A 23,821-nucleotide genomic window follows, 5' to 3' on the forward strand; every position below is an offset into this window, starting at 1 on the left:
AGGGTTTATAATGGCAAGTATCGAGAAGCGAGGTAAAAACAGTTACCGTCTTAGCGTTGTCATTGGTTATGAATCAGACGGCACCCCGATTAGGGAAAGAAAAACGGTCAAAGCGAAAAATCCAACAGAAGCAAGGAAACTTCTAACCTTATTTGAAGCTGAAATATTGCAGGGTCAATATGTGCAAATTGAGGAAAAAATGACCTTATCACGTTTTTTTGAAAAAGAATGGCTTGAAAAGTATGCTAATGATTCAAATAATCTAACACCGGATACAAGACAGAATTACATTAACATCATGGAAAAACGAGTGCTGCCAAAATATGGACATATGAAGCTGGCAGACTTAAAAACTATTCATATCGTAAACTTCATGAACGATCTAAAAAAGGATGGCAAGAGACTTGATGGGAAAGAAGGATCCCTCTCACCTTCTACTATTGCCAATTGTTATCGAGCATTTAATAATGTTCTGTCAAGGGCAGCAGAGTGGAAACTTATAAAAGAAAATCCTGCAGTTGGGGTTAAACCTCCGAAAGTACGGATAAAAAAATCAGATGTATACTCGGATGAAGAGGTTTCGAAACTTTTATCCTGTTTGGAGGAAAAACCATTCCATTGGAAGGTGCTTATTTTATTAGCTATTGCGACCGGTGCGCGCGAAGGTGAAATAGCCGCACTCGAATGGAAGCATATTGACTTTGAAAAAGGTACTATCGACATTGAACAATCATTAACTGAAGTTGTTGGCGAAGGTGTTAGGCTCAAAACTACAAAGAATGAACGTAACCGAAAAGTATCCATCCCCGATCATGTAGTTGCAATGCTAAAGAAGTTAAAAATACAAAGATCTCACGAAAAATTGTTGGTTGGCGATATGAACCAATGGCCGAATCACTTTTTTATCTTTGCTAATGAATTTGGAAAACCTATTCGACCAGACAGTATTAGCCAGTGGTGGAAAAGGTTTACTACAAAGTATAAATTAAGGCATATCCGATTTCATGAGTTAAGGCACACTTCTGCTACATTTTTAATTAATGCAGGTGTACATCCAAAAGTTATTCAGGAAAGATTAGGGCATGCTGACATTTCTACAACCATGAATGTTTATGGCCATGTTCTATATGAAGCCGACCAAGCTGCAGCAAATCATTTTGATTCTTTTTTTTCAAAAAAAGGATCTGAAAAATAACCTTCTTTCAAATCCTGCCCCATCCCTGCCCCATTTTCTTAATTTGGGTACAGTGCAGCAACGACAAGACAAAAAGAAACCCTTGATACACAAGGGTTTCAGTAACGTCCCAGAAGGGATTCGAACCCCCGACCTACAGTTTAGGAAACTGTTGCTCTATCCTGCTGAGCTACTGGGACTTAAATAACGACTTATTTATTATAAGCTTGCTCCTAATTTATTTCAAGAATAAAGAGAGACTAGCAAAAGAAAGTTTTTTATCTTAAAAAACTAGCCATTCATGAGATGAATTGGAAACAGGACTGTTTTTTGCACCTAAACTGGATAAACTCCATGTTTTCGTTCAGTAAACACGACATACTTGGACATATATAGTTCAAGGCGTGCTGTCAATTCTTCACGTAAACGATTAGGTTCAACGATATCATCTATAATTAATTCAGAAGCAAGTCGATAAATATCAATATCTTCTTGGTATTCCTTACGTTTTTCGGCAATAAATACCGTTCGTTCTTCCTTTGGCAAGGCCGCAATTTTATTTGCATAGACTGCATTGACAGCCGCTTCAGGCCCCATAACTGCAATTGCCGCAGACGGCAAAGCTAAGCAGCAATCTGGCTCAAATGCCGGACCTGCCATCGCATATAATCCTGCACCATAAGCTTTCCTGACAATCACAGTCATTTTCGGAACGGTCGCCTCACTCATCGCTGCAATCATTTTTGCACCATGCCGTATTATCCCTGCTTTTTCAACATGCGACCCAATCATAAACCCCGGTACATCAGCAAGGAATAATAGCGGGATATGATAGGCATCACATAAGTTAATAAACTTCGCCGCTTTATCCGCACTATCATGAAACAATACTCCACCTTTTACACGCGGTTGATTCGCAATGATACCGACAGGTTGCCCATTGATTCGGCTCAAGCAAGTGATTATTTCTGGCGCAAATAACTTTTTAATTTCACACATAGAATCCTTATCAATGATTTTCTCAATCAAATGATACATATCAAATGGGGCATTTTGATTTTTAGGGATTAAATCCTCAATCGTTTTTTCAGTATTTGCAGGGAAAACCGCTTCTGATTTAGCTGGTTTTTCACTATAATTGTTCGGAAAATACGTTAAATATTTTCGTGCATAAGAAATAGCCTCTTGTTCATTTTCAACGAGCACATCTCCACACCCAGAAATCGTGCAATGCATCTTTGCGCCACCCATCTGTTCAAGTGTTACTTTTTCACCAATAACCATTTCCGCCATTCTTGGTGAACCTAAATACATCGATGCATTGCCATCAACCATAACTACAATGTCACAAAATGCTGGAATATAGGCGCCTCCAGCTGCTGAAGGTCCAAAGAGAAGACAGATTTGCGGCACTTTCCCCGACAATTTTACTTGGTTATAAAAAATCCGTCCAGCCCCTCGTCTTCCTGGGAACATTTCCAATTGATCGGTAATTCTTGCCCCTGCAGAGTCCACTAGATAAATCATCGGATAGCCTAACTTCTCTGCTGTCTCTTGAATGCGGATGATTTTTTCTACTGTTCTTTTCCCCCACGATCCAGCCTTAACAGTAGAGTCATTTGCCATTACACAAACTGGGCGTCCATGTATTTTTCCGATTCCAGTAACAACCCCATCAGCAGACAAATCCCCTGCTAGTACATTCGCCAACATTCCATCCTCAGCTTGTAAACCTTCATCAAATAATACCTTTAAACGGTCCCGGACGAACATTTTCCCTTGTTCATGATTCTTTTGGTGATATTTCTCATGTCCTCCTTGTAAAATCCTCTCTTTAATTTCCTCTTGATGGGATTCTGCCATTTATATGCCCTCCTTTCTCACAATCGAAAGATCCTACAAATCCTTTACTCCTTCTAAATTATTCTAATCCGATAACTACATCACTATCATTGACAAAATCTCCTTCTTGAACAAAAATCCTTGCTACAACCCCCGTTTCATTGACAATTACCGGAATCTCCATTTTCATTGACTCAAGAATAAGAACTTCTTGCCCTGCTTTTACCTCATCGCCTTCCTTTACTAATACTTTCCAAACGCTCCCTGCCATCCCAGCTTCAATTTTTACCATTTTCCTTTCTCCTTTCGTTATGAGAGAGTACCATTGGTAAATAATATTCATCTACAAATTTTGTTGTTGTATTTCCTGCCAAAAATTGTTTGTGACTAACCGTTTTAAGCAGCATCGGGATGTTTGTTTTAATTCCAGTAATTTTATAGCGTTCTAGCGCAGCTATTAACCGCGCACATGCTTGTGCGCGTGTTTCACCCCAAGCTATCAATTTAGCAATCATCGGATCATAAAAGGGTGTTATTTGTGAACCTATCTCTATTGAAAATTCATTTCGAAGCCCTTCCCCATCAGGGAAGATAAACTCAGTAATTTTTCCTGGAGATGGAAAGAATGTCTGTGGATCCTCTGCATATATTCTCACTTCAATCGCATGTCCTTTTCGTTGAATATCCTCATTTGTAAAAGAAAGCTGTTCACCCGCAGCAATTTTTAATTGCTCTTCCACTAAATCAATCCCTGTTATTTCTTCCGTAACTGGATGTTCTACTTGTAATCTCGTATTCATTTCAAGAAAAAAGAAATTCTCATCTTTATCAACTAAAAATTCAATTGTTCCAACATTGTAATACCCTATATATTTAGCAGCTTTTATCGCAGCATCTAACATTTTCATTCGTGTTTCTTCACTAATAAAAGGAGAAGGAGCTTCCTCCACGACCTTTTGGTTCCGCCGTTGAATCGAACACTCTCTATCCCAAAGCGGAAGAATGTTCCCATGTTTATCCCCAACTACTTGTACCTCAATGTGATGGGAATCCAAAATATAACTTTCTAAAAATAAACTGCTGTCACCAAAAAAAGTTTCTGCTTTTTTTCTCAAAGCAATAAAATGCTTTAGCAGCTCTTCTTCCGAATGAACTAGTTGTATCCCAATGCCCCCTCCCCCTGCGGAAGCTTTGAGCATTAAAGGATATCCTATTTTACGCCCAGCTTCGATTGCATCCACTTCACAATCAAGTGGTGCATTAAGCCCTTCAATGATAGGTACTCCTGCTGCTTTCATCCTGTTACGCGCTTCAATTTTATCCCCCATTGCTGCGATAACTTCTACTGAAGGACCAATGAAAACAAAACCTTCCTTTATACATCTGTTTGCAAAAGTAGCATTTTCAGACAAAAACCCATAACCAGGGTGAATGGCTTCAACCCCACTTTCCTTAGCGACAGATAGAATTTTGTTCATATTCATATAACTTTCCATAACAGGCGATTTTCCAACACAATATGCTTCGTCCGCTTCACGAACATAAGGTGAATTTGCATCTGCTTCTGAATAAATAGCCACTGATTGTAGCCCAAGTTTTTTACACGTACGAATGACTCGGGATGCAATTTCACCTCGGTTTGCGATTAGTATTTTTGAGAACATAAGAATCGCTCCTTCCGCTAATTATAGGAAGACGATTAACACATCTGTTAACAATCTAAATGGCGTGCAATGACCAATCGTTGAATTTCAGATGTTCCTTCACCAATTTCCATTAATTTAATATCACGTAAATACCTCTCTACATTATATTCCCTCATATATCCATAACCACCATGAATTTGAACTGCCTGGTGACAAATGCGAAAACCTGCTTCAGAAGCAAATAATTTCGCGATTGCCGCCTCCTTGCCAAAAGGCTTCCCTTGATCTTTTAACCAAGCTGCTTTGTACACTTGATTACGGGCCAATTCAATTTCCATAGCCATATCCGCCAATTTAAACTGGATTGCTTGAAATTTTGAAATTGATTGACCAAACTGTTGCCGTTCTTTCGCAAATCTAAGGGCATCTTCAAAAGCGGCCTGGGCTATTCCCACTGACAAAGCTGCAATTGAAATACGCCCTCCATCTAATGTATATAAAAATTGACTAAACCCTTTTCTCTCATCACCAAGTAAATTTTCTTTTGGAACACGCACATTATCAAGGATAATCTCACACGTATTCGAACCACGAACGCCCATCTTCTCATAGTTACAGGTAATTTTCATCCCAGGTGTATTCGTTGGAACAATAAAAGCAGAAACAAGATATCGACCATCTTCTCTTTCCCCAGTGACAGCGGTTACAATCACTTGACGGGCAAACCCAGCATTTGTAATCCAACACTTCTCCCCGTTTATCACCCATTCATTGCCTTCTAAGACAGCCTTTGTCTTCGTCCCTCCTGCATCAGAACCAGCATTAGGCTCTGTTAATCCGAACGCTCCTAATGCCTTCCCTTTTGCCATTGGAACAAACCATTTTTGCTTTTGTTCTTCTGTTCCAAAATAATAAATAGGGCTTGCTCCTAAACTGATAGTCGCCGCATAACTTAAACCCGTTCCACCACACGCTTTCCCAATTTCCTCTACGGCAATACAATAGGAGATTGTCTCTCCGCCAGCACCGCCATATTCTTCAGGAAATGGAATTCCTAAAAGTCCCAGTTTCCCCATTTTCTCAAATGTTTCGAAACGCATCTTTGATGTTTCATCGACTGTACGGGCGAATGGCTTTATTTCTTTTTTGGCAAATTCACTGACCATTTCTTTTAGCATTAGCTGCTCACTTGTCAACTCAAAATTCACAGCGTCTCCTCCTCTGCTTACCGAGCAAGTTGGACGATTATTTAGAATATTTGCCTTTTAAATTGATATTTCAGTTTGAATATAGAAAAAGTATATTTTAAATACGTTTTATTTAATGATATGATCCTTTAGAAGCTATCGTATTCACAAAACAATGGATTCATTCATATAAACAAACTCGTTTTTAAAAGCGAATGATTCACCAAATTAGATGAATTCATACAATTTGTCTATTCTACCCCGTAGAAAAAAGAAGCTGAACATTTATTCAGCCTCTTTACTAGTCTCTTTGAAATGATCTTCACTCGTTAATAGATGACAATAATCATCAATTGTGTAAATTCGTCCCGAGAAAATGAACAACTCACTCTTGTTATGTTCAAAAAAGTCTACTACATGTCGAAATGAATCAATAAAACGAGCTATTAGTAAGCGTGTTTGATGCTCATCAAAACTTACCTTATTTAGCCGTAATAGTTCATTTGCAATCGTTTTAAATTGATACTCCTCGACTAATAATTTTAACCTTATTAATTTTTCCTTATTCGAAATGGACTCAAACTTTTTATGAAACCGATCATGAACAAAATGAACAAAGTTTTTTAAACTTGTTGCTAATAAAAGGACTTTTTGCCGTTCTAGTTCCATCTTTGCACTCTCCCCTCTTCCTATCATGACAAGGAATATACATATTTAACGTATGATTCTTGTAAAAAGATATTTCTATAAAGAACCACATCATCAGACCCCAGGCCAAACGGAAAATGGGTATCATATTTTTACAAATTATTTCCTTGCAAAAAAAAACCGCCACATGGCAGCATGATTAATCGTTTATACCTATATTCTGTTGAAGTGTATATTCTTTAAATGAAAAACAGAAAAGTTTTCGTTCAACACGACCCTTTTCACTCGTAAACTTATACCATGATTGCCCAATATAAAAAGGATTAGAAATCTTTTTGTCTATAATCTTTTCAATTTCTTTCTCCGCTACCTCTCGCTCTATATTGTCCCTTATCGAAAGCGCTAACACAAAATATGCCTTGTCATCTTCTAATTCAAGCAACTGAAGGTGATACCGTTGAAAATACTTTTCATTAAAATCCGTTAACACTTGCTTAATGCTTTCATAGACATCAATATCATGTCTACTAGCCTCCGCCCAATTAGAAATGACTGGTTCAAAAATGGATAAAGTGAGAATATAATGTGAGGAAAAATCGTGAGGTTCGAAAACTTTTTCACTAACCTTTTGCTCATTCAATGGAGGGACTATATATTTTTTGTAGTCAGCAAAAAAGCGTATACTCATTAATAATACCTACCTTTTCTATGGAGATAATTGCAATTGCTAATTTTCTAGTAACTTATTCAACATAAACGACTTAAAACCCTGTTATAATTTCAAAATTCCTCAAAATTTCCTATTATTATCCTATTTTTTGTAAAAAAAGAGGTTTCCGTGAAAACAAACAAAATCTCCTTGCCTCTATGCTAGGAGATTCATTGTTATTATTATGTTAAAAACCCTTCACGTTTTGTACAGGATACACAATTATTTTCTGATGGTCTCAAGGTTTCATAGGTCTTGTTACAAACATGACATGTATTTTTATAAATTGGGTAATGAGTGTTACTGATCGGTGAAATGGTTTCCTCAACAATAATCGCATTCTCCGGACAAACATCAGCACATAACTGGCAAGCGGAACAACCTTGCGGTGAAATAAAAAATCCCTCTTCAGAAATAGCAAAGCAGCTTTTTCTACAAAGCTTTTCACAAGCTGTACATAATGTACATGTATCAAGATTTACCTTAATCGTCGAAAACTGGAAATCCGGATAGTATTTGCTTTGATCTAAATCTTCATGATTAAAACGCCATTTTGCCGGCGCGACCTGTTTCATAAGTGATTGGCTCTCTTTTTTCCAAAAGGAAAAAAGCTCACGACGTGAAAAAGTTTCATCTGCCTTATCGATTGCTTGATAGGAAATAGTAAAAGGTTTCTCTCCAAGTTTTTCTAAAATTATATTCGCTTCCTCAATTAATCGTTCTAATTCAACGCTAATAGTGGAATGCTCATAAATTACTCCTTTTACCCCTTTCTTATAAAACAATAGGAGTTCCTTAACCGTTGGAATTTTTCCGCTCACAACTAGTTGATTTTGAAAAATAGTTCTCTTTGGAAAAATACCCGCAACAGCTTGTTCAGGGCAAGCTGAAATACAATCGCCACATTCCACACACTTTTCTAAATCAATCACAGGCTTTCCTTTTTTTAACACGATTGCCTTTTCCATACAAGACTCTATACATTTTTCACAACTAGAACGAGGGCTTCGGTGCCGTGTACATGAATTTAAAATTTCTAATTCATAGTCCAAACTCTCTATCCATTTACTAAGAATCCCCATCAAAATCACCCCTAACCTCTTAATAACTTATGGTTTTAACGAATTCCTTACTATCTTTTGTATCTTCTATAAACAGAAATTTTTCTGAGTAAATCCCTTTAAACATGTGAGTATATTCACATTCCTAATTACATAGATTATAGCACTCGTATTGTTCTATTTTTTTTTGTGTCTACTACTTTCACTTATTGTTAATATCTTCTTTACAAAAAAGTGAAAATTGATAATGAATATCATTTAATTACAAATATCCCAATTTATTCGTCACAAAAGGGAATTCACTCTAATATCTAATAAATATCTGTATACAAAAAAACTAAAGGGGAAAACCCTTTAGTCAATTCGTTCCAAATGTTAAATTTATAACCATCACTTCTGCTTGGCTACCAATTCGAAGTGGAGGACCCCACGTTCCAAATCCCGATGAAACAAAGCTGTGCAAATTCCCTTTTTGAAAATATCCCAAATCATTATCAAAGAGCATTTTTGTGAAAATATTAGCTGGTACCATCTGTCCACGATGTGTATGTCCAGAGAGAAGAAGATCAATTCCATTTTCATCGGCAACATCTAAGTCTTTAGGCTGATGATCCAACATAATAATTGGCTTTGTATGATCTAGTCCACTTACTAACTCATTGACTTCTTTTCGATGCTTATCCGTTAAATCATTTCTGCCAACAATATAAAATAGATCGTTAATTAAAATCGTTTCATCTAACAACATTCGTATACCAGTTTTTTCAATCTCTCTGACAATTTCCTTAAGATCATTGCCATAATAATCATGGTTACCGGAAACTGCATAAACACCGAGTGGTGCATGTAGTTTAGCCAATGTTCTCCCCATGCCCTGCTCAATATAAGGTTCAATATAATCATCGATCATATCGCCAGGAATCAGAATAATATCTGGTATCTCTTCATCCACTATATCAACGAACCGTTGTAAATGCTTTTCCCCGACAATTTGTCCGAGATGAAAATCGGATGCCATCAAAATCTTAACGGAATCTCCTTCCGCCTCTTTATCAATTGTGAGATCATAAGTTCTAACGACAGGAGTCCAAGCATTGTACGAGCCATATATAAAAATGAACAGGAAAACTCCACAAATGACAAGGCCTATCCAAAAAACACCACGTTTTTTCAAGAAAAAAACAAGAAGGTTCGCAACTGGAAGTAGAATTAGGCTATATCCAATCACAACAATCCATAAGTAACCAATCAGCTTAAGAGGCAAGAACATGCTGAACTGGCCAATAAACATGGATAGAGAAAGAAAAACAATCACGCTAATGTAGATTGATTTATTCATAGTGAATGGCATAGACTTCAACCATATCCACCCATTAAAACCTACATAATAACAAATGACAGTATATAAAAGCAGGAAGAGAATAATCGCAAAAAGAGCTAGAAATGACATAGATGAATTCCCTTTCTTATCCGATTTAACAAATATTATATACTGTTGTTTACGTAAAACGAAAATAAAAGGTTTCAATTTATTTGTTTAGTAATTGAGAGAGGATTGAAATCTAAGCTGGATACTTTTCAAAAAGAATATGCCTTAATTGTTTCCGTGCCCGATGCAATCGGGTTTTTACTGTTGTTGACTTTAATTGCAGTTCATCGGCAATTTCAGCTTCCTTTAAACCATATTGAAGTTTAAGAATAAGAACCTGCTGGTAACTCAATGGTAATTGTTGTACAGACTCACTTAACTGTTCTTTAAACAGTATGAATTCAACTTCTTCTTCCGGGCTTACCATTACATCTTGTTTAAATTGCAGTTGCTCAATATAAGACATCTCAGCCGACATACTGCATCGCCGTTTTTCCGCCCGCAGAAAATCAATCGCTGTTCTCACTGTTATTGATGAGAGCCAAGCACCAAGTTTATCTATATTTTCAATCGTGTCGATATTTTTATAGGCTTTTATAAAAGCCTCCTGGACCACATCTTCTGATGTATACCAATCCTTCGTAATTGAATACGCAATAAAGGTTAACCTGCTCGTATGTTCCATAAAAAGGATTTCAAAGTCAATCAAACCGATTTCCCCCTAAAAAACACTGATGGTATGTGACAACACTTTTTGCCACATTCCAATTATCTAGTTAAAGTAGCTTCTAACAAAGTCCGGGGAATGCGGCTCATCTATATAGAGAATCTCAGTATGTTCAGTCCCCTCATAATGTAAAACAGCAATATACTGGTGTACAGGACCCCAACCAGCATTATTTAACACTTCATCCATTTGTTCTTTATCGGTGATTTTCATAACTTCATCACTGTTTGCTATTTTTCCAGAGATGTCTTCATGATGAGTAAACTCTATAGAATCCCACTTCACTATTTCGATAGACGATAGATCATCAGGAACAACCCTTGTCTGTTTTAGCAAATTACGTTCTTCTAACCATTGATTTAATTGATTATAGGTGGGCTTGAAATGTAAATATAGATAATAATTATCACCGATAAAAAATTCAATCATTGATCCTCTACCGCTAAAATAGACACTATCTTCATGTGATTCATTAAGATTATCTGCTTGAAGTACCTTAATCAGTTCTTTCAATTCCTCTTGATCATGTATGATTACATCTCTTTTCCCTGGCCCGTTCGCTCTAAAAGAAACATGATTGACTGACTCAACATCTATATGAAAAATCTCATTTGATGCAACTTTATATTCGCTAGATTCATAGATTGGTTTGTAAAGATCCTCATAGATCTTTTCATGAACACGATACTGCCTGATTACCTTTTTTCCATTATTCAATTCGTAAAGGAAAAAAGCCGTTTTTAAGTATTCATTTTCCGCTAAATCTATATTCACTTTTTTATCATCAATGATTTGCTGATGTAATTTGCGAACGGCTTCTATATTTTTATTCTCCTCTAATGGCAACGGTACGAACAGATGAGAGTAGAACTCTTGATTGCCATACCCATAAGGTGAATCAGCGAGAATGACATTTTTAACTTCGTCTTGTTCAGGAACTTTATTCTCATAAAAACCGAGGGTTTGAACTACCCCGATTAAGACGATAACAATACCCACGTATAGGAATAAACCCTTGAGGTGGTGAAATACTCGCCATGTTTTCTGCAGCAACATTTCCGCAATATAATAACCAATTACCGTTCCAATTAAATAACCGAATATCGTCCAAAACGTGCTGTTGTTTTGCACCTCTCCAAAATACATTCCACCTAATAGCATCGTACAAAAAGTCACACCATATTTGAAAACCCCACGAAGTCTAACAAATGCAATCGCCTCTGATGCACTCTCTATTTTTCTTTTTTTATAGAAATACAATGAAAGGCCATAAAAAATGAATATGAGTGCAACATAAACACCAACCTCATTCCATTGCACGATTCGCCTTTGAAGTTCAGTTGCATATGTAAGTGGTGAAAGAGTTAGAACATTGTCATTAAGGTAGTAATCACCCGGAAACCCGAATAGGAAATATTTAAGATTTGTAAAACTCAGCACTGTAAATCCTACAGGAAATAAAAGCATAATATAAGTTAATACAGCTTGAACAGCAGAGATTCCCGTCATCATCGCAACAAAAATTCCGACAATAAACAACAACATATTAAGTAATATCATGACTCCAAACCAATAAAAGATATCCTTCACTTGGAAATAAATGCTTAAGTCCAAAACTGAATGCACGAATAAGACGATCAACGCGATTAAGAATAGGGGCAAAAATAGAGCCATTATTCCACTGAGCGAATAGTGATGAAAGATTTTCCCCCTTCTAAGCGGTAGGCTGTGCAGTAGATCTGCAGCCTCCTTTACATGCAAAAAACGAAATAAAAATATAGACAGTAAAATTGGAATGACCATCATCAGAACAAACTGAATTTCAAAATTGTACTCAAAAAGATTGTTAACCGGACCATATTGTTGGAGCCTTTCTTTTTCGTCTGAATACAACATAATCATTCTTAACGGCAGAGCAAAAAATAAACCTAAAAAGTAAACAATAGAAATCCAACCCGTACTACGGATAATTTGCAAAATAATTTCTTTATTTAACAATGATATTTTCGATGGCATAGCCGATATCCCCCATTTCATAAATAAAAATTTCCTCAAGGGTAAGCGGCAGCAAATCAAAAATGACAGGGTTTGAATTTCGAATTTGTTCTTGAATCTCGTCATCTTTCCCTCTAACAATACAGAGAAAAACACTTCCTCGTTTTTCCTGATGAAGGATTGACAAATTTTTAAATGAATTTTCCGGAAATTCTCCCTTATAGGCAATCTGGATTTTATGAACATCTGATTTTAAATCGTCTAGCTCTTTTTCAATGATGATCTTCCCTTTATGGATTATGCCAATATGATCACAAATATCTTCAATTTCTCGTAGATTATGGGAAGAAATTAAGATCGTCATCTCTCTGTCCGCTACATCTTGAATCAAAAGATTTTTTATTTTCTTTCTTACAACGGGATCAAGCCCATCCATTGGTTCATCTAAAATCATAATTTCTGGTTTCGTAGATAAAGCAAGGATAAAGGCAGCCTGCCGTTGCCATCCCTTCGAAAAAGAATGAATTTTCTTTTTCACATCTAGCTCGAATGAAGATACAAGCTTTTGGAAACGTTCATCACTCCATGACGGATAAATACTCTTGTAAAAATTAGCCATCTCTAATGTTGTATATTGAGATAAAAAATAAGGCTGATCAGGGATATAGAATATCTTTTGTTTTAAAGCAATATTCTCAAACACCGTTTCTCCATCGATGGTTACACTCCCTTGTTCTTGCAAATAAATTCCCGAAAGCAGTTTAATTAAAGTCGTTTTCCCCGCCCCATTTGAACCAATCAGTCCATAAATGGACCCTTTTTGAATAGATAGGCTAACATTTTCAACGGCTTTATACCGATCAAAGTTTTTACTAACATTTTTCATCTCAATCATTTCTCTCGCCTCCCCCTTTTAAAGCGTCAATATTTTTTATTATGTTCATTATTTCTTCTCTTGAGATGCCAAAATATAATGCTTCCAAGATCATGCTCTCAAGTTCTCTCAATATAACTTTTCGTTTTTCAGAATCCTTTGATTGGTTGTTTGGATTCACGAAGCTACCTTTTCCTTTTTGCGAGTAGATGAACCCTTGATTTTCCAACTCTCGATACGCCTTTTGTATCGTATTAGGATTAATAGTAAGCTGCTGTGCTAATGTCCGGACAGATGGCAACTGTTCATCAGGCTTTAACACTTCACCAATGATTAACTCTTTAAGTTTGTCGACAAGCTGTTCATAAATCGGTTTACGGCTCCTCGTATCAAGCTCTAACATATAGACCCCCAATCTGTACTGTACTATGTGTATTCACCGTACTGCGTGTATTATTATAAGTAATACAGTTAGATTATATGACAATGATTCCCTTTCGTAAAGTATTTTTTTATTGAAAAATTTTGCACTCGTCTAAAGTCGTGCACATGAAAAAAAACACCTAATCCATACTAAGGGGGAGGTGAATTGTTTTGAATTTTGCTTGGATTATCGGTCTAATGTTACTCTCTCAATCTCAACCAGCTCCTAGTGTAAACTCATTGCTCATTCTTCATGAAAAAGAGCCAATTGTAACGATTAACCGTTCAGATTTTTCTCTGCCAATTGTTGGCTATCCATTCATCGATTTGGATGAATTTAATCATCTATCTGATGAATTAGCTAAACATGTTCGACAACCAGCTGTAAACGCCATCATTGATGAGTATGGCAGCATTATTTCTGAGAAAGCAGGAGTAGAGCTAAACAAAGAAAAGTTCGAAGAACAATTTTTTGCATTTTTTCACGAAAAAAAACGTAACTCAATTGAATTGCCCTTAAGGAGGATATATCCACGTGTCGATAGTGAACTGCTTGCGAATATCAACACGAAAGTAATTGGCTATTATGCAACTTATTATAATCATCGGAATGTACAACGGTCCCATAATGTCGAACTAGCATCAGAGGCTATTAATAATTACGTTGTTTTTCCCGGAGAAACCTTTTCATTTAATCAGACTGTAGGAATGAGAACAAAGGAGAAAGGCTATTTACCAGCACCAATTATTGTAAGAGGAGAGCTCTCCGAAGGAATTGGCGGAGGAATTTGTCAAGTTTCATCGACATTATTTAATGCTGCCGACCGTTCTGGCCTCCAAATCATTAAGCGGTATTCACACAGTAAGAGAGTCCCTTATGTCCCGCCAGGCCGTGATGCTACTGTTAGCTGGTATGGACCTGACTTTACTTTTAAAAATTCTTACAATCAACCAGTCCTTATTCGCGCAAAAGCAAAGTCAGGAATGATGACAGTCATTCTATTTTCATCTGACGATATCAATGTCCAACAAAGACAAGTCCCTAGCATGGGCTTTAGGGGAGAATAAATACAAAGAGCCAACCTTTTGTTAAGGGTCGGCTCTTTGTGAATTTGTTAGTTACAAAACTAAAACTTTTTTGATTTGCCTACTGATACCCAAATAATCAGCAATATCGCAACAACAACAGCTAGTGCCGCCAATGTGCTTCCCGTAAAGCCCATGACAATATATCCAGCAGATGCAATCGCCGCACTCGTTAATGCGTAGGGTAATTGAGTCATAACATGGTCAATATGATTTGAGCCAGCTCCAGTTGAAGACAATATTGTCGTATCAGATATTGGTGAGCAATGATCTCCAAATACAGCACCGCCAAGCACCGCTGCCATTGCAGGGAGAATTAACTGAACATCAGAAACTGCAGCAATTTCACCAGCGATTGGTAATAATATTCCAAACGAACCCCAAGAAGTACCGGTAGAAAAGGCCATAAACCCAGCAAGGATAAATAGAATGACAGGAAGATAAGCAATGTTTAAATTGGCATTCTCAACAACGCCAGCCAAATAAGTTCCTGTTTCCAATCTTCCGATTAGATCACCTATCGCCCAGGCGAAAATTAAAATATAGACAGCAGGTAACATTGACTTTATTCCTGCAATTACACCTCTGCCAAACACGTTTCCATCTATTCCGCGCAACACATAGACTTGCCTAAAAAACATGATCATAGATACAATAAATCCAGCAATTCCTCCGATAATCAGTGACAGTGTCACGTCTGTATTTTCAAAGATTGCTAAAATAGTTGCATTCCCTTCAACTGCTTGTGCCCCAGTCCATAACATCGCTCCGACTGTTCCAACAAACAGAGCAATAATTGGCCAAATTAAATCTTCCATTCTTCCTTTATTGCTTGTCGGCAAATCATCTTTTAATTCACCTGGGACAGATTTCTCTGGATCATACATTATACCTTCATTTATAGCCCTTTCCTCATGGACCTTCATTGAACCTAAATTGACATTTTTCAGGACAACGATGAACACCAAACCAATTGCAGCCCAAACATACAAATTCATTGGTGCTATTTGCATAAATGCAGAAAATGCGCTATATTCCGTTACACCATGTGTGGCAAGAATCGTCCCGATAAGAACAATAATCGTTGCTCCCCAGCTCGAAACAGGTGATACGACACAAATCGGTGCTGAAGTAGAGTCAATGATATACGCAAGTTTTGCTCTAGAAACCTTTTGTCTATCAGTGATCGGGCGTGTAACTTGTCCAACAGCCAAGGCATTAAAATAATCATCGATAAAAATAACAATTCCTAATATCGCGCCAACTAATTGCGAACCAACACGAGTTTTCACACGTTTTAGAGCCCATTCACCAAATGCGCGGCTACCGCCCGAAATGGATATAAACGCAGTAATAATCCCTAATAAAAGCAAAAATAAGATGATGTAAACACTAGAAGTATTTATCGCTCCTTCTGAAACAAAAATCCCTACTACAGCTTCCCAAATAATTGCAAAAGTCTTGCCAATCTTAAAGTCTGCCAGCAACAACGCAGCAGCAATGATTCCAAATCCGAGGGATAATAGCACTCGCCTTGTAACAATTGCCATTACAATCGCTAAAACAGGGGGTAAAATTGAAAAAATTGTATTTTCCATTCCATTGTCCTCCTCCTATTTTGTGAAGGGGGGAACTTCGCATGAGAGAGAAATTCTAGGTTTTCAAAGAAGCTCTTTTACAATAAAAAAGAGCAACGATAGAGAAAAATCTACCGCTGCTCCTTTGTAAGCAACTAGTTTCTCCATCACGACCTGTAGCTCCTCATCATAGTATTTTACTATAATGACAGTGTTACTCTTGTTAAAAGCAACCCCAGCAATTAAATAATCGACCTATTTAAAAGCTTCGGCAGGTTTTCCTTTCAACTGTGATCATCGTTGTCATCCTCACACAGCTTACTCTTAACCCCTGCACCTCTACCCCATCGGAATGATAAGGTGAATATCGAATTTTCTATATTAATATATCAACTTTTATTGTTTTAGACAATATAAAAATTTTTCGTATTCATATATATACTCTCATAGATTTGTTGAATCGTCCGTTTTTTTATTTTAGCTATTTCCTCTATACTATCATGAATCATCGCTGGCCTCGTCTTTTTCCCACTAAACTTCCCAGCAAAAGGCCATGGACCATCTGTCTCTGCCATTATTAATTCAAGAGGATAACCACGGACAAGTTCTCTTATTTCTTCCTCATAAACGACATCCGGTGTGATCGAAATAAAATACTCATTCGCAGAGAGCCGATTGATCAACTTTGCATCCCCTTTAAACCAATGGAAGTGCGCCTTAGAAACGGTATGTTTTTCAAGTAAATCACATACAATATGGGCATCATCGTAGACAGCATGTAGGGCAATCGGTAAATCTAGCTGTTTTGCTAATCTTATAAACGCATCTAAATATTCTATATACTGCTCGTATGCTTGTGTCAATTGATTTTTTTTACGTAAATAATAAGGAAGGCCTACCTCACCTATGGCAACTGCTTCATCTTTATTTGTTTTTATCCATAATAATAAATCTTGAAGTTGACTTTCTGAAGGAAGCTCTTGTTCAGGGTGAAAACCAAAACACGGTTTTATCGCAGAATATTTTTTAGATAAGGTCAAATTTTTTAAACAGGATTGAAAATCCATAGAAACGGAAATGAGTGCCGTAACATCGGAGAGGATATCAGAAACCTCTTCTTCCTTGTATTTATCAATATGAATGTGAGCATCGATAATTCTTCGCATGATTGATTCCCTCCAAAGATAAAATAGCGAATTTATTCTATCTATTTTAGTATTTAACCAAAGAAAATAGGAAGTGTTTTTATGAAAAAGAAGAAAAAATCACCAATTATTTTAAAAATGAATATCTTATTCTTTCTTGTTTTCCTGCTATTTTTCCTGCTAATCCTGAGATTAGGATTTGTCCAAATTGTTCACGGAAAAGATTATCAACGTGAGATCGAACGAAAAGAGGATATTACGATTAATAATCCAGTCCCACGAGGAAGAATACTTGATCGAGATTTTCAAGTGATCGTTGATAATGTAGCAAAAAAATCAATTATTTATACAAATGGAGGTCATAGCCCAAATGAAAAACTCCAGATTGCCGAAAAACTATCACTTTTGATTGAAAAGAAAACTGATCGGGTACGTCTACGAGATAAAAAAGATTACTGGATTATGAAAAATCCCGAGCGAGCGGAGCAGCTAATTACATCCGCAGAAAAGAAATTAGCAAAACAAAAAAAACTGAGCAGTGACCAAATCTATAAATTAAAGTTAGACAGAATAACTGATGAACATTTAAAAGAGTTAAGCAAAGAAGACCTTGAGATTTTAGCGATTTTCAGAATTTTAAATCATGGATATAAGTTTTCACCGCAAATCATTAAAAATGAGGATGTCACTCCTAAGGAATTTGCAAAAGTCAGTGAACACCTTGACTCTCTTCCAGGAATAGATACAACTATTGATTGGGAACGTTCATATGAATATGAAGATACTTTAAGGTCAGTTTTAGGTGTCGTTAGTTCTTCTTCTGAAGGATTACCAGCAGATCAAATTGATGACTACCTGTCGCGTGGATATTCAAGAAATGACCGTGTCGGAAAAAGTTATTTAGAAAAACAATACGAGGATGTTTTACATGGCCGAAAAGAGAAAGTAGTCAATATCACGAACAAACGTGGTCAATTAATCGATACGAAGATAAAGACAGAAGGGAAAAAAGGGAAAGATCTAATCCTTTCTATAAATATGGACTTGCAACAAATTGTAGAGAAAATCATTGAAGAAGAATTATGGAAAGCAAAAGAAAGGCCAGGAACAGAATTGCTTGACCGAGCCTATGTCGTGTTAATGGACCCTTTTTCAGGGCAAGTTTTAAGCATGGCTGGAAAAAGAATTGTAAGAAACAAAAAAACTGGTAAGTCTGTCATGATTGATGATGCATTAGGAAATATATCAACCACCTACACTGTCGGGTCAACTGTTAAAGGAGCCACCATCCTTACAGGTTTTAAAACTGGTGCCATAAAACCATTCACTTACTTTGATGATAAAGGGATTAAAATAAAAGCCACCCCATTAAAAGCTTCCTACGCTTATCTTGGAGTATTAAATGAAGTAGATGCTTTAAAAAAATCCTCCAATGTCTATATGTTTCGTACAGTAATTAAAATGGGGAATGGAAAGTACCAATACGATCAGCCATTGAACTTGAATTCAGACGTTTTTAATACAATCCGTAGTTCTTTTGCCTCATTTGGACTTGGGATAAGAACAGGAATTGATTTACCAAATGAACAATCAGGCTTTAAAGGGGGAAGTCATCTACCTGGATACGCGCTTGATTTAGTCATCGGACAATATGATACGTATTCAACGATGCAATTAGCCCAATACGTTTCAACGATTGCAAATGGTGGTTTTCGTATGCAACCCCAAATTGTTCAAGAAATTCTTGAACCAGAGAGTATAACCAGCAGAGTCGACCATGTATCACACGTATTACAACCTAAAGTATTAAACTCTATTGATATGAATGAAGAGTGGATGCAAAGAGTACAGCTGGGATTTAAAAAAGCATTAACTGAACCAGGAGGTACAGGATACCACTTCTTTGGGGATGCCCCCTATTCACCGGCAGGAAAAACTGGAACTGCTCAGGCGTTTTATGATGGCCCAATGCGAAAGCAGTATGGAAAAATCCCTCCTGAAATTTCAAACTTAAGCCTTGTTGCCTATGCTCCTTCAAATCAGCCAGAAGTCGCTATGGCCGTATTAGTTCCATGGGCTTCGCAAGGGAAAGAAGATCATAAGACAAACTTAAAAATTGGTCGGAGAGTGATGGATGCATATTTTAATCTAAAAAGGAACCAATAGGAAACGTATAGAAATGCAAGAGACAATCCGTTCATTCGATTGCCTCTTGCCTTTAACTATAACCTTTTAAAAGAAATCAAACTAACAGATCTTCCCTTTCTTATTTACTAGAAGATTATTAACCAAAAAAGAGAAGATTTCTGTTATAGTAGTGTTTGAGATAAGAGAACAGGAAAGGAATTTAATCAACTATGAAATGCTTCTCAATTGATTTAGACGGGACACTCTTAAATTCAAGTCATGAAATTTCCAAGAAGAATTTACAAACTTTAAATGAATTAAAGGAACAAGGACATTCCCTTATCTTAAACACTGGTCGCGCCTATAAAGATGTCATTAAAATTGATCAAATAAAAAAAATGCAAATACCTATTTTCTGTGTTAATGGATCGGTTTTATATTCCGCGACAGGAAAACTTTTGTATGAGGCTACAATCCCTCTAAACACCTATAAAAAATTATTTTCCATTCTTAAAAATATAGAGGACGTAGGAATTCTTGTTTACACAAAAGACGGTGGTTTTCCATCGACATTACCACCACTACATCATAAAAGTAAGGAAGAATTACATTCACTTTTCAATGAATTCGATTATGATATAATTCTTAGCAACAGTGATTTAAAGATTTATAAGCTCATTGCTCTCGTACACAATGATCGATTAGAAAAAATCGAAAAAGTTAAAGAGAGTTTATTCGGTAATTTCAATCTTTCAATTGCTTCTTCGTTCCCAAATAATGTTGAAATTACATCTGGAGATGCTCATAAAGGAAAAGCGATATTACGCTACCAAGAAATGATGAATGTAACATTTGATGAAATCTTTGCCTTTGGTGATGGAGGAAATGACCTCGCTCAATTTGAAGTTGCAACAGTTTCCGTTGCAATGGGCAATGCCCCCCTTGAAATCCAACAGAGTGCAGACATCATTACTAAAACAAATGATGATGATGGTTTTGCCCATGCTGTTCATCATCTGTTGAACCTTTAAACCGCCGAAAAGAACTTGGAGGCTATCCAAGTTCTTTTCGGTAAGTCAATGAACGATGAGTCCGAAAATCGTGCTATTACAATTAAAAAGGAGACGGTTTAATCTGGCTACGACGAAAAAACTCTGTCTTCTCCCCCCAAAAAAGACCATTAACGCAAAGCATCAATGGTAGTGAACGTTATAAAGTTAGATCATCCCAATTCCCCCAAAAACTATTTAAACGGTAATTCCTTTTCTAAATAACGACTCCACCATCGATATTCAAAATTGTACCTGTAATAAACCCTGCCTCATCTGAAGCTAGAAACATATAACCATTTGCAATATCTTCAGGAGTTCCCATTCTATTTAGTACCGATTTAGACTTCATCATATCTTTCACTTTATCTGGCATTTTATCTACCATTTTTGTTAAAGTAAAACCAGGAGCAATGGCATTTACTCGTATCCCATATTTACCTAGTTCCTTTGCCCACGTCTTTGTCATTCCATTTACTCCCCACTTGGAAGCTGCATAATTTGTTTGCCCAAAATTCCCATAAATCCCAACTACAGAGGATGCATTTAAAATGACTCCACTTTTCTGCTCTTTCATTACTTCTGCCGCTGCTTGTGCTACATTAAATACTCCTTTTAAATTGACGTCAATCACTTGGTCCCATTGTTCTTCAGTCATCTTTTCAAGTCTAGCATCTTTCGTAATTCCTGCATTATTAATGACAATATCAATTCTACCGTAGTGAGCGTTGGTCTTACTCATTAAATGTGCAACTTGATCACGATTTGTAACATCTGTCTCAAATTCAATTGTCTCTCCTCCAAATTGATGGATGGCGGCAGCTGTCCGCTTTAGGTCTCCCTTATTTAGATCAGCGAGCACTACCTTAGCACCTTCTTCGGCAAACTTTTTAGCCGTTGCTTCACCAATTCCTCCACTTGCACCTGTAATAATCGCCACCTTATCTTTTAATCTCATTATCATGTCTCCTTTGTAATCATTTTTCCTAAACGAATCGAGTAATCACCAATTACTAACATCTAATAAGCCATACCACCCCCTTAAAAACAATATACATAAGTGATGAATGACACCATCCGAAAAGGGACAGTTTCCTTAACATAGAATAAAAAAGATTTCTTATTTAAGTCAAAACCAAGGGAATATGAAATAAATGAATAATAGTAGAGGAACGTTAGAAATATAAGAACGAACTGGTGACATTTTCGAATTATTACCAATTAGACTTGAGGGATATAAAACGGAAGAAAGAGCTTTCATTTTGTTGCGATTTTAATAAGCCAATATAGGAAGCAATGCCTCTACTTACAGAAAATTTGTAAGAAGAAGGGAGGAGCATAGACTAATTGCTATTAAACAAATAATTGCTAGCTTCTCCCCCCCAGTTAATTGATTACTTCGACAAACTTGGATTAAATTCAAATAATTTGAAGATGCCTAATTGTGTTTGCTTCATTTGTTCAAAAACACCTTCATATGCTTTTGAGATTTCGTCTCGTGTTTTTTGTTGCTGTCCAATTGCTTTCGTATAATTTTTTTCGATTTGTTCACCAGTTGTTGAAAGGAGATCTAAGGAAGCTTTCCCAGGAAGAAATGCAATTGTTTGTGACCTATGTCCGATTTCCTCCATTTTTTCTACTAATTCAGTTAAGTTCACTCCATTAAACGCCAATTTGTTATCTGTTAACAATTTTTGGGCGTTTTCCTTCCATTCACTTGTCAATTTTTTTGAATTCTCTTCCATTTGACATAATTGATTTCTTGTTCCTTGAATCCATTCATTTTGATTCTTAATTGCCTCTAGTGATTTTTGCTCAATCTCTTCAATATATTCAAACTGATTTGACCATCCATTGAAGAAAATATCCATTACATTTGTATTTTGTTTCTCATCTCTTTTTACCGCCATTTTAGAACCTCCAAAATAATTTATTTTAAATTAGTCATTACTGACTTTTATAAAAACTTAAACAATGACCTCTTTTCTTTCGGTCAGTGCTTTCGTTCTTAAAGTTTTTTGCTGCCTTTTCTTTGAGGTAATTTCTCTTCAGACTTTTTTTCTTCTTTCTTTGGTGTTATTCCAGGCGGTACGAAGAAATTACTATAGATGGAAAAGAACTGGTCCAGCATTTTTTGATAATGATTGAGTGAATTAGCCCATACATCTAAATACTCCTCACCCGCTGATGTTATCGAATAGATTCGTTTTGCTGGCCCTGAAGATGTTGTATCCCATGTTGATGTAACCAAATTATCCTTTTCAAGCTGTCGTAGGATACGATAGAAATTTCCTTGATCAACAGAAGTTATTCCAAATTGGACTAATTTCTGCATTAATTCGTATCCATGTGCGTTCCAATCCCTGAGATGTAATAGTAGTACTGGAACAACAAAATTTTTTGGTGTACTACCGATGTTGTCAGTAGCATTCTTATTTTGACTATTTCGTTTGGAAGCCAACCTAATCACCTTCTAATTATGTTTCTAACCTATATGTGTAATTTACACCTATCTGACTTAAATGTCAACTACTTCCTTTTTAGTTATATTTCACCAAAATTCTTCTCTTTTCAACAAGAAAAACTCTCTTATTGTCGAAATTTGTTGTAAATTCAGATAATTTCTTGTTTTTTATTTTCCCAAAACTAGGTTGTTTTACTATACGATTAACATTGTACTGTAAAAAAATGAAATAAAGTCTTTTATTAGGGAGATGGTTTAAGTGAAGGATAATACAATGTTAGACCCTTTTACCGTTTGGAAAACATTCTATGAAACGACCGAATCGAATCTCAGTGATACGATTCATGAAACATTACAAAAAGAATCGTTCGCTGAATGGTTAGGACATTTTCAAGGAGGATACCTGCAATATCAGCAATTAATTCAAAACACGACTGATGCCTACTTAAAACAAATTAACATGCCTACTCGTGATGAGATATCAAATATCGCCTCATTAATCATAAACTTAGAAGACAAAGTGGAAAATCTTGATGAAAAAATTGAAGACGAATTATTAAATCATTCAACTTCATCAGAAGTAGCAAAACTAAAAACGAGTATCTCTAAACTAGAGAAAAAAATGGACCTAATCTTAACGGCATTAACAAAGGAAGCTGAATCAAGTCCGAAATCTACGTTTACAGAAAAAACAAATGATAAATCATCATAACGTCAA

Annotated in this window: 22 protein-coding genes, 1 tRNA gene and 1 riboswitch; of the genes, 5 read left to right on the plus strand and 18 right to left on the minus strand. The window is 36.3% G+C overall.

Annotated elements, in window-relative coordinates; all coding sequences use genetic code 11:
- The first annotated feature begins 10 nt into the window (after nt 1-10).
- Nucleotides 11-1,195 (plus strand): tyrosine-type recombinase/integrase, encoded by a 1,185-nt coding sequence (locus tag GNT69_RS10755; protein WP_203554990.1) that lies wholly within the window; start codon nt 11-13, stop codon nt 1,193-1,195.
- Nucleotides 1,196-1,300: 105 nt separating this feature from the next.
- Here the strand turns inward: GNT69_RS10755 and GNT69_RS10760 are convergent.
- The 13 genes from GNT69_RS10760 to GNT69_RS10820 all read right to left on the minus strand — a co-directional run bounded on the left by GNT69_RS10760 (nt 1,301) and on the right by GNT69_RS10820 (nt 13,635).
- Nucleotides 1,301-1,374, minus strand: a tRNA-Arg gene (locus GNT69_RS10760).
- 136 nt (nt 1,375-1,510) lie between these two features.
- Nucleotides 1,511-3,037, minus strand: coding sequence for an acyl-CoA carboxylase subunit beta (locus GNT69_RS10765; RefSeq protein ID WP_203554991.1), 1,527 nt, complete (start codon nt 3,035-3,037; stop codon nt 1,511-1,513).
- Between the two features lie 58 nt (nt 3,038-3,095).
- Nucleotides 3,096-3,308, minus strand: a complete 213-nt coding sequence (locus GNT69_RS10770; protein WP_203554992.1) for an acetyl-CoA carboxylase biotin carboxyl carrier protein subunit — start codon at nt 3,306-3,308, stop codon at nt 3,096-3,098.
- Nucleotides 3,295-4,680, minus strand: a complete 1,386-nt coding sequence (locus tag GNT69_RS10775) for an acetyl-CoA carboxylase biotin carboxylase subunit (RefSeq protein WP_203554993.1) — start codon at nt 4,678-4,680, stop codon at nt 3,295-3,297. The genes GNT69_RS10770 and GNT69_RS10775 overlap by 14 nt, the downstream gene beginning before the upstream one ends.
- Nucleotides 4,681-4,727: 47 nt before the next feature.
- Complete coding sequence (locus GNT69_RS10780; protein WP_203554994.1) at nt 4,728-5,870, minus strand: acyl-CoA dehydrogenase family protein; 1,143 nt, start codon at nt 5,868-5,870, stop codon at nt 4,728-4,730.
- A 264-nt stretch (nt 5,871-6,134) separates the two neighbouring features.
- The gene (locus tag GNT69_RS10785) at nt 6,135-6,518 is read right to left on the minus strand and encodes a hypothetical protein (RefSeq protein WP_203554995.1); all 384 of its coding nucleotides are present in this window, start codon (nt 6,516-6,518) and stop codon (nt 6,135-6,137) included.
- A gap of 178 nt (nt 6,519-6,696) precedes the next feature.
- Nucleotides 6,697-7,185, minus strand: a complete 489-nt coding sequence (locus GNT69_RS10790; RefSeq protein WP_203554996.1) for a hypothetical protein — start codon at nt 7,183-7,185, stop codon at nt 6,697-6,699.
- A gap of 203 nt (nt 7,186-7,388) precedes the next feature.
- Entirely contained in the window at nt 7,389-8,288 is a 900-nt protein-coding gene (locus tag GNT69_RS10795; protein ID WP_203554997.1) for a 4Fe-4S dicluster domain-containing protein, read from the minus strand.
- Between the two features lie 337 nt (nt 8,289-8,625).
- Nucleotides 8,626-9,717: a metallophosphoesterase gene (locus GNT69_RS10800; protein WP_203554998.1), complete on the minus strand. Its 1,092-nt coding sequence runs from the start codon at nt 9,715-9,717 to the stop codon at nt 8,626-8,628.
- 112 nt (nt 9,718-9,829) lie between these two features.
- Entirely contained in the window at nt 9,830-10,345 is a 516-nt protein-coding gene (locus GNT69_RS10805) for an RNA polymerase sigma factor (RefSeq protein WP_203554999.1), read from the minus strand.
- A 63-nt stretch (nt 10,346-10,408) separates the two neighbouring features.
- The gene (locus GNT69_RS10810) at nt 10,409-12,379 is read right to left on the minus strand and encodes a DUF6449 domain-containing protein (RefSeq protein WP_203555000.1); all 1,971 of its coding nucleotides are present in this window, start codon (nt 12,377-12,379) and stop codon (nt 10,409-10,411) included.
- Entirely contained in the window at nt 12,351-13,253 is a 903-nt protein-coding gene (locus tag GNT69_RS10815; RefSeq protein ID WP_203555001.1) for an ABC transporter ATP-binding protein, read from the minus strand. Before GNT69_RS10815 ends, GNT69_RS10810 begins: the two co-directional genes overlap by 29 nt.
- Nucleotides 13,246-13,635: a GntR family transcriptional regulator gene (locus GNT69_RS10820; protein ID WP_203555002.1), complete on the minus strand. Its 390-nt coding sequence runs from the start codon at nt 13,633-13,635 to the stop codon at nt 13,246-13,248. Before GNT69_RS10820 ends, GNT69_RS10815 begins: the two co-directional genes overlap by 8 nt.
- A gap of 218 nt (nt 13,636-13,853) precedes the next feature.
- On the opposite strand from GNT69_RS10820, the gene GNT69_RS10825 reads away from it, so the two are divergent.
- The gene (locus tag GNT69_RS10825; RefSeq protein ID WP_481747631.1) at nt 13,854-14,723 is read left to right on the plus strand and encodes a VanW family protein; all 870 of its coding nucleotides are present in this window, start codon (nt 13,854-13,856) and stop codon (nt 14,721-14,723) included.
- Nucleotides 14,724-14,782: 59 nt separating this feature from the next.
- Here the strand turns inward: GNT69_RS10825 and GNT69_RS10830 are convergent, their stop codons facing one another.
- Both GNT69_RS10830 and GNT69_RS10835 read right to left on the minus strand, forming a co-directional pair.
- Complete coding sequence (locus GNT69_RS10830; protein ID WP_203555004.1) at nt 14,783-16,339, minus strand: Na+/H+ antiporter NhaC family protein; 1,557 nt, start codon at nt 16,337-16,339, stop codon at nt 14,783-14,785.
- A gap of 148 nt (nt 16,340-16,487) precedes the next feature.
- A riboswitch (Lysine riboswitch) is annotated at nt 16,488-16,668 on the minus strand.
- Between the two features lie 54 nt (nt 16,669-16,722).
- Nucleotides 16,723-17,484: a TatD family hydrolase gene (locus GNT69_RS10835; RefSeq protein WP_203555005.1), complete on the minus strand. Its 762-nt coding sequence runs from the start codon at nt 17,482-17,484 to the stop codon at nt 16,723-16,725.
- 81 nt (nt 17,485-17,565) lie between these two features.
- On the opposite strand from GNT69_RS10835, the gene GNT69_RS10840 reads away from it, so the two are divergent.
- Nucleotides 17,566-19,629: a peptidoglycan D,D-transpeptidase FtsI family protein gene (locus GNT69_RS10840; protein WP_203555006.1), complete on the plus strand. Its 2,064-nt coding sequence runs from the start codon at nt 17,566-17,568 to the stop codon at nt 19,627-19,629.
- Between the two features lie 191 nt (nt 19,630-19,820).
- Nucleotides 19,821-20,621, plus strand: coding sequence for an HAD family hydrolase (locus GNT69_RS10845; protein ID WP_203555007.1), 801 nt, complete (start codon nt 19,821-19,823; stop codon nt 20,619-20,621).
- Nucleotides 20,622-20,856: 235 nt separating this feature from the next.
- Here the strand turns inward: GNT69_RS10845 and fabG are convergent, their stop codons facing one another.
- The 3 genes from fabG to phaQ form a co-directional block, all read right to left on the minus strand.
- Nucleotides 20,857-21,597 carry a 3-oxoacyl-ACP reductase FabG gene (gene fabG, locus GNT69_RS10850; protein ID WP_203555008.1) on the minus strand — a complete coding sequence of 247 codons (741 nt, stop codon included), beginning with the start codon at nt 21,595-21,597 and terminating at the stop codon, nt 20,857-20,859.
- Between the two features lie 436 nt (nt 21,598-22,033).
- The gene (locus GNT69_RS10855) at nt 22,034-22,549 is read right to left on the minus strand and encodes a hypothetical protein (protein WP_203555009.1); all 516 of its coding nucleotides are present in this window, start codon (nt 22,547-22,549) and stop codon (nt 22,034-22,036) included.
- Nucleotides 22,550-22,647: 98 nt separating this feature from the next.
- Nucleotides 22,648-23,100 (minus strand): poly-beta-hydroxybutyrate-responsive repressor, encoded by a 453-nt coding sequence (phaQ, locus tag GNT69_RS10860; protein WP_239094163.1) that lies wholly within the window; start codon nt 23,098-23,100, stop codon nt 22,648-22,650.
- Nucleotides 23,101-23,362: 262 nt separating this feature from the next.
- Between phaQ and GNT69_RS10865 the strand changes: the two genes are divergently transcribed.
- Nucleotides 23,363-23,815, plus strand: a complete 453-nt coding sequence (locus GNT69_RS10865) for a poly(R)-hydroxyalkanoic acid synthase subunit PhaE (protein WP_203555010.1) — start codon at nt 23,363-23,365, stop codon at nt 23,813-23,815.
- Nucleotides 23,816-23,821 lie beyond the last annotated feature (6 nt).

The organism is Bacillus sp. B15-48 (genome assembly GCF_016879755.1).
Lineage (GTDB): Bacteria > Bacillota > Bacilli > Bacillales > Cytobacillaceae > Mesobacillus_B.

What these genes read in the sequence shown, in the direction of transcription:
- GNT69_RS10755 (WP_203554990.1), top strand. Translation starts at nt 11, where the DNA reads ATGGCAAGTATCGAGAAGCGAGGTAAAAACAGTTACCGTCTTAGCGTT.
- GNT69_RS10765 (WP_203554991.1), bottom strand. Translation starts at nt 3,037, where the DNA reads ATGGCAGAATCCCATCAAGAGGAAATTAAAGAGAGGATTTTACAAGGA.
- GNT69_RS10770 (WP_203554992.1), bottom strand. Translation starts at nt 3,308, where the DNA reads ATGGTAAAAATTGAAGCTGGGATGGCAGGGAGCGTTTGGAAAGTATTA.
- GNT69_RS10775 (WP_203554993.1), bottom strand. Translation starts at nt 4,680, where the DNA reads ATGTTCTCAAAAATACTAATCGCAAACCGAGGTGAAATTGCATCCCGA.
- GNT69_RS10785 (WP_203554995.1), bottom strand. Translation starts at nt 6,518, where the DNA reads ATGGAACTAGAACGGCAAAAAGTCCTTTTATTAGCAACAAGTTTAAAA.
- GNT69_RS10790 (WP_203554996.1), bottom strand. Translation starts at nt 7,185, where the DNA reads ATGAGTATACGCTTTTTTGCTGACTACAAAAAATATATAGTCCCTCCA.
- GNT69_RS10795 (WP_203554997.1), bottom strand. Translation starts at nt 8,288, where the DNA reads ATGGGGATTCTTAGTAAATGGATAGAGAGTTTGGACTATGAATTAGAA.
- GNT69_RS10800 (WP_203554998.1), bottom strand. Translation starts at nt 9,717, where the DNA reads ATGTCATTTCTAGCTCTTTTTGCGATTATTCTCTTCCTGCTTTTATAT.
- GNT69_RS10810 (WP_203555000.1), bottom strand. Translation starts at nt 12,379, where the DNA reads ATGCCATCGAAAATATCATTGTTAAATAAAGAAATTATTTTGCAAATT.
- GNT69_RS10815 (WP_203555001.1), bottom strand. Translation starts at nt 13,253, where the DNA reads ATGATTGAGATGAAAAATGTTAGTAAAAACTTTGATCGGTATAAAGCC.
- GNT69_RS10820 (WP_203555002.1), bottom strand. Translation starts at nt 13,635, where the DNA reads ATGTTAGAGCTTGATACGAGGAGCCGTAAACCGATTTATGAACAGCTT.
- GNT69_RS10825 (WP_481747631.1), top strand. Translation starts at nt 13,854, where the DNA reads ATGTTACTCTCTCAATCTCAACCAGCTCCTAGTGTAAACTCATTGCTC.
- GNT69_RS10830 (WP_203555004.1), bottom strand. Translation starts at nt 16,339, where the DNA reads ATGGAAAATACAATTTTTTCAATTTTACCCCCTGTTTTAGCGATTGTA.
- GNT69_RS10835 (WP_203555005.1), bottom strand. Translation starts at nt 17,484, where the DNA reads ATGCGAAGAATTATCGATGCTCACATTCATATTGATAAATACAAGGAA.
- GNT69_RS10840 (WP_203555006.1), top strand. Translation starts at nt 17,566, where the DNA reads ATGAAAAAGAAGAAAAAATCACCAATTATTTTAAAAATGAATATCTTA.
- GNT69_RS10845 (WP_203555007.1), top strand. Translation starts at nt 19,821, where the DNA reads ATGAAATGCTTCTCAATTGATTTAGACGGGACACTCTTAAATTCAAGT.
- fabG (WP_203555008.1), bottom strand. Translation starts at nt 21,597, where the DNA reads ATGAGATTAAAAGATAAGGTGGCGATTATTACAGGTGCAAGTGGAGGA.
- GNT69_RS10855 (WP_203555009.1), bottom strand. Translation starts at nt 22,549, where the DNA reads ATGGCGGTAAAAAGAGATGAGAAACAAAATACAAATGTAATGGATATT.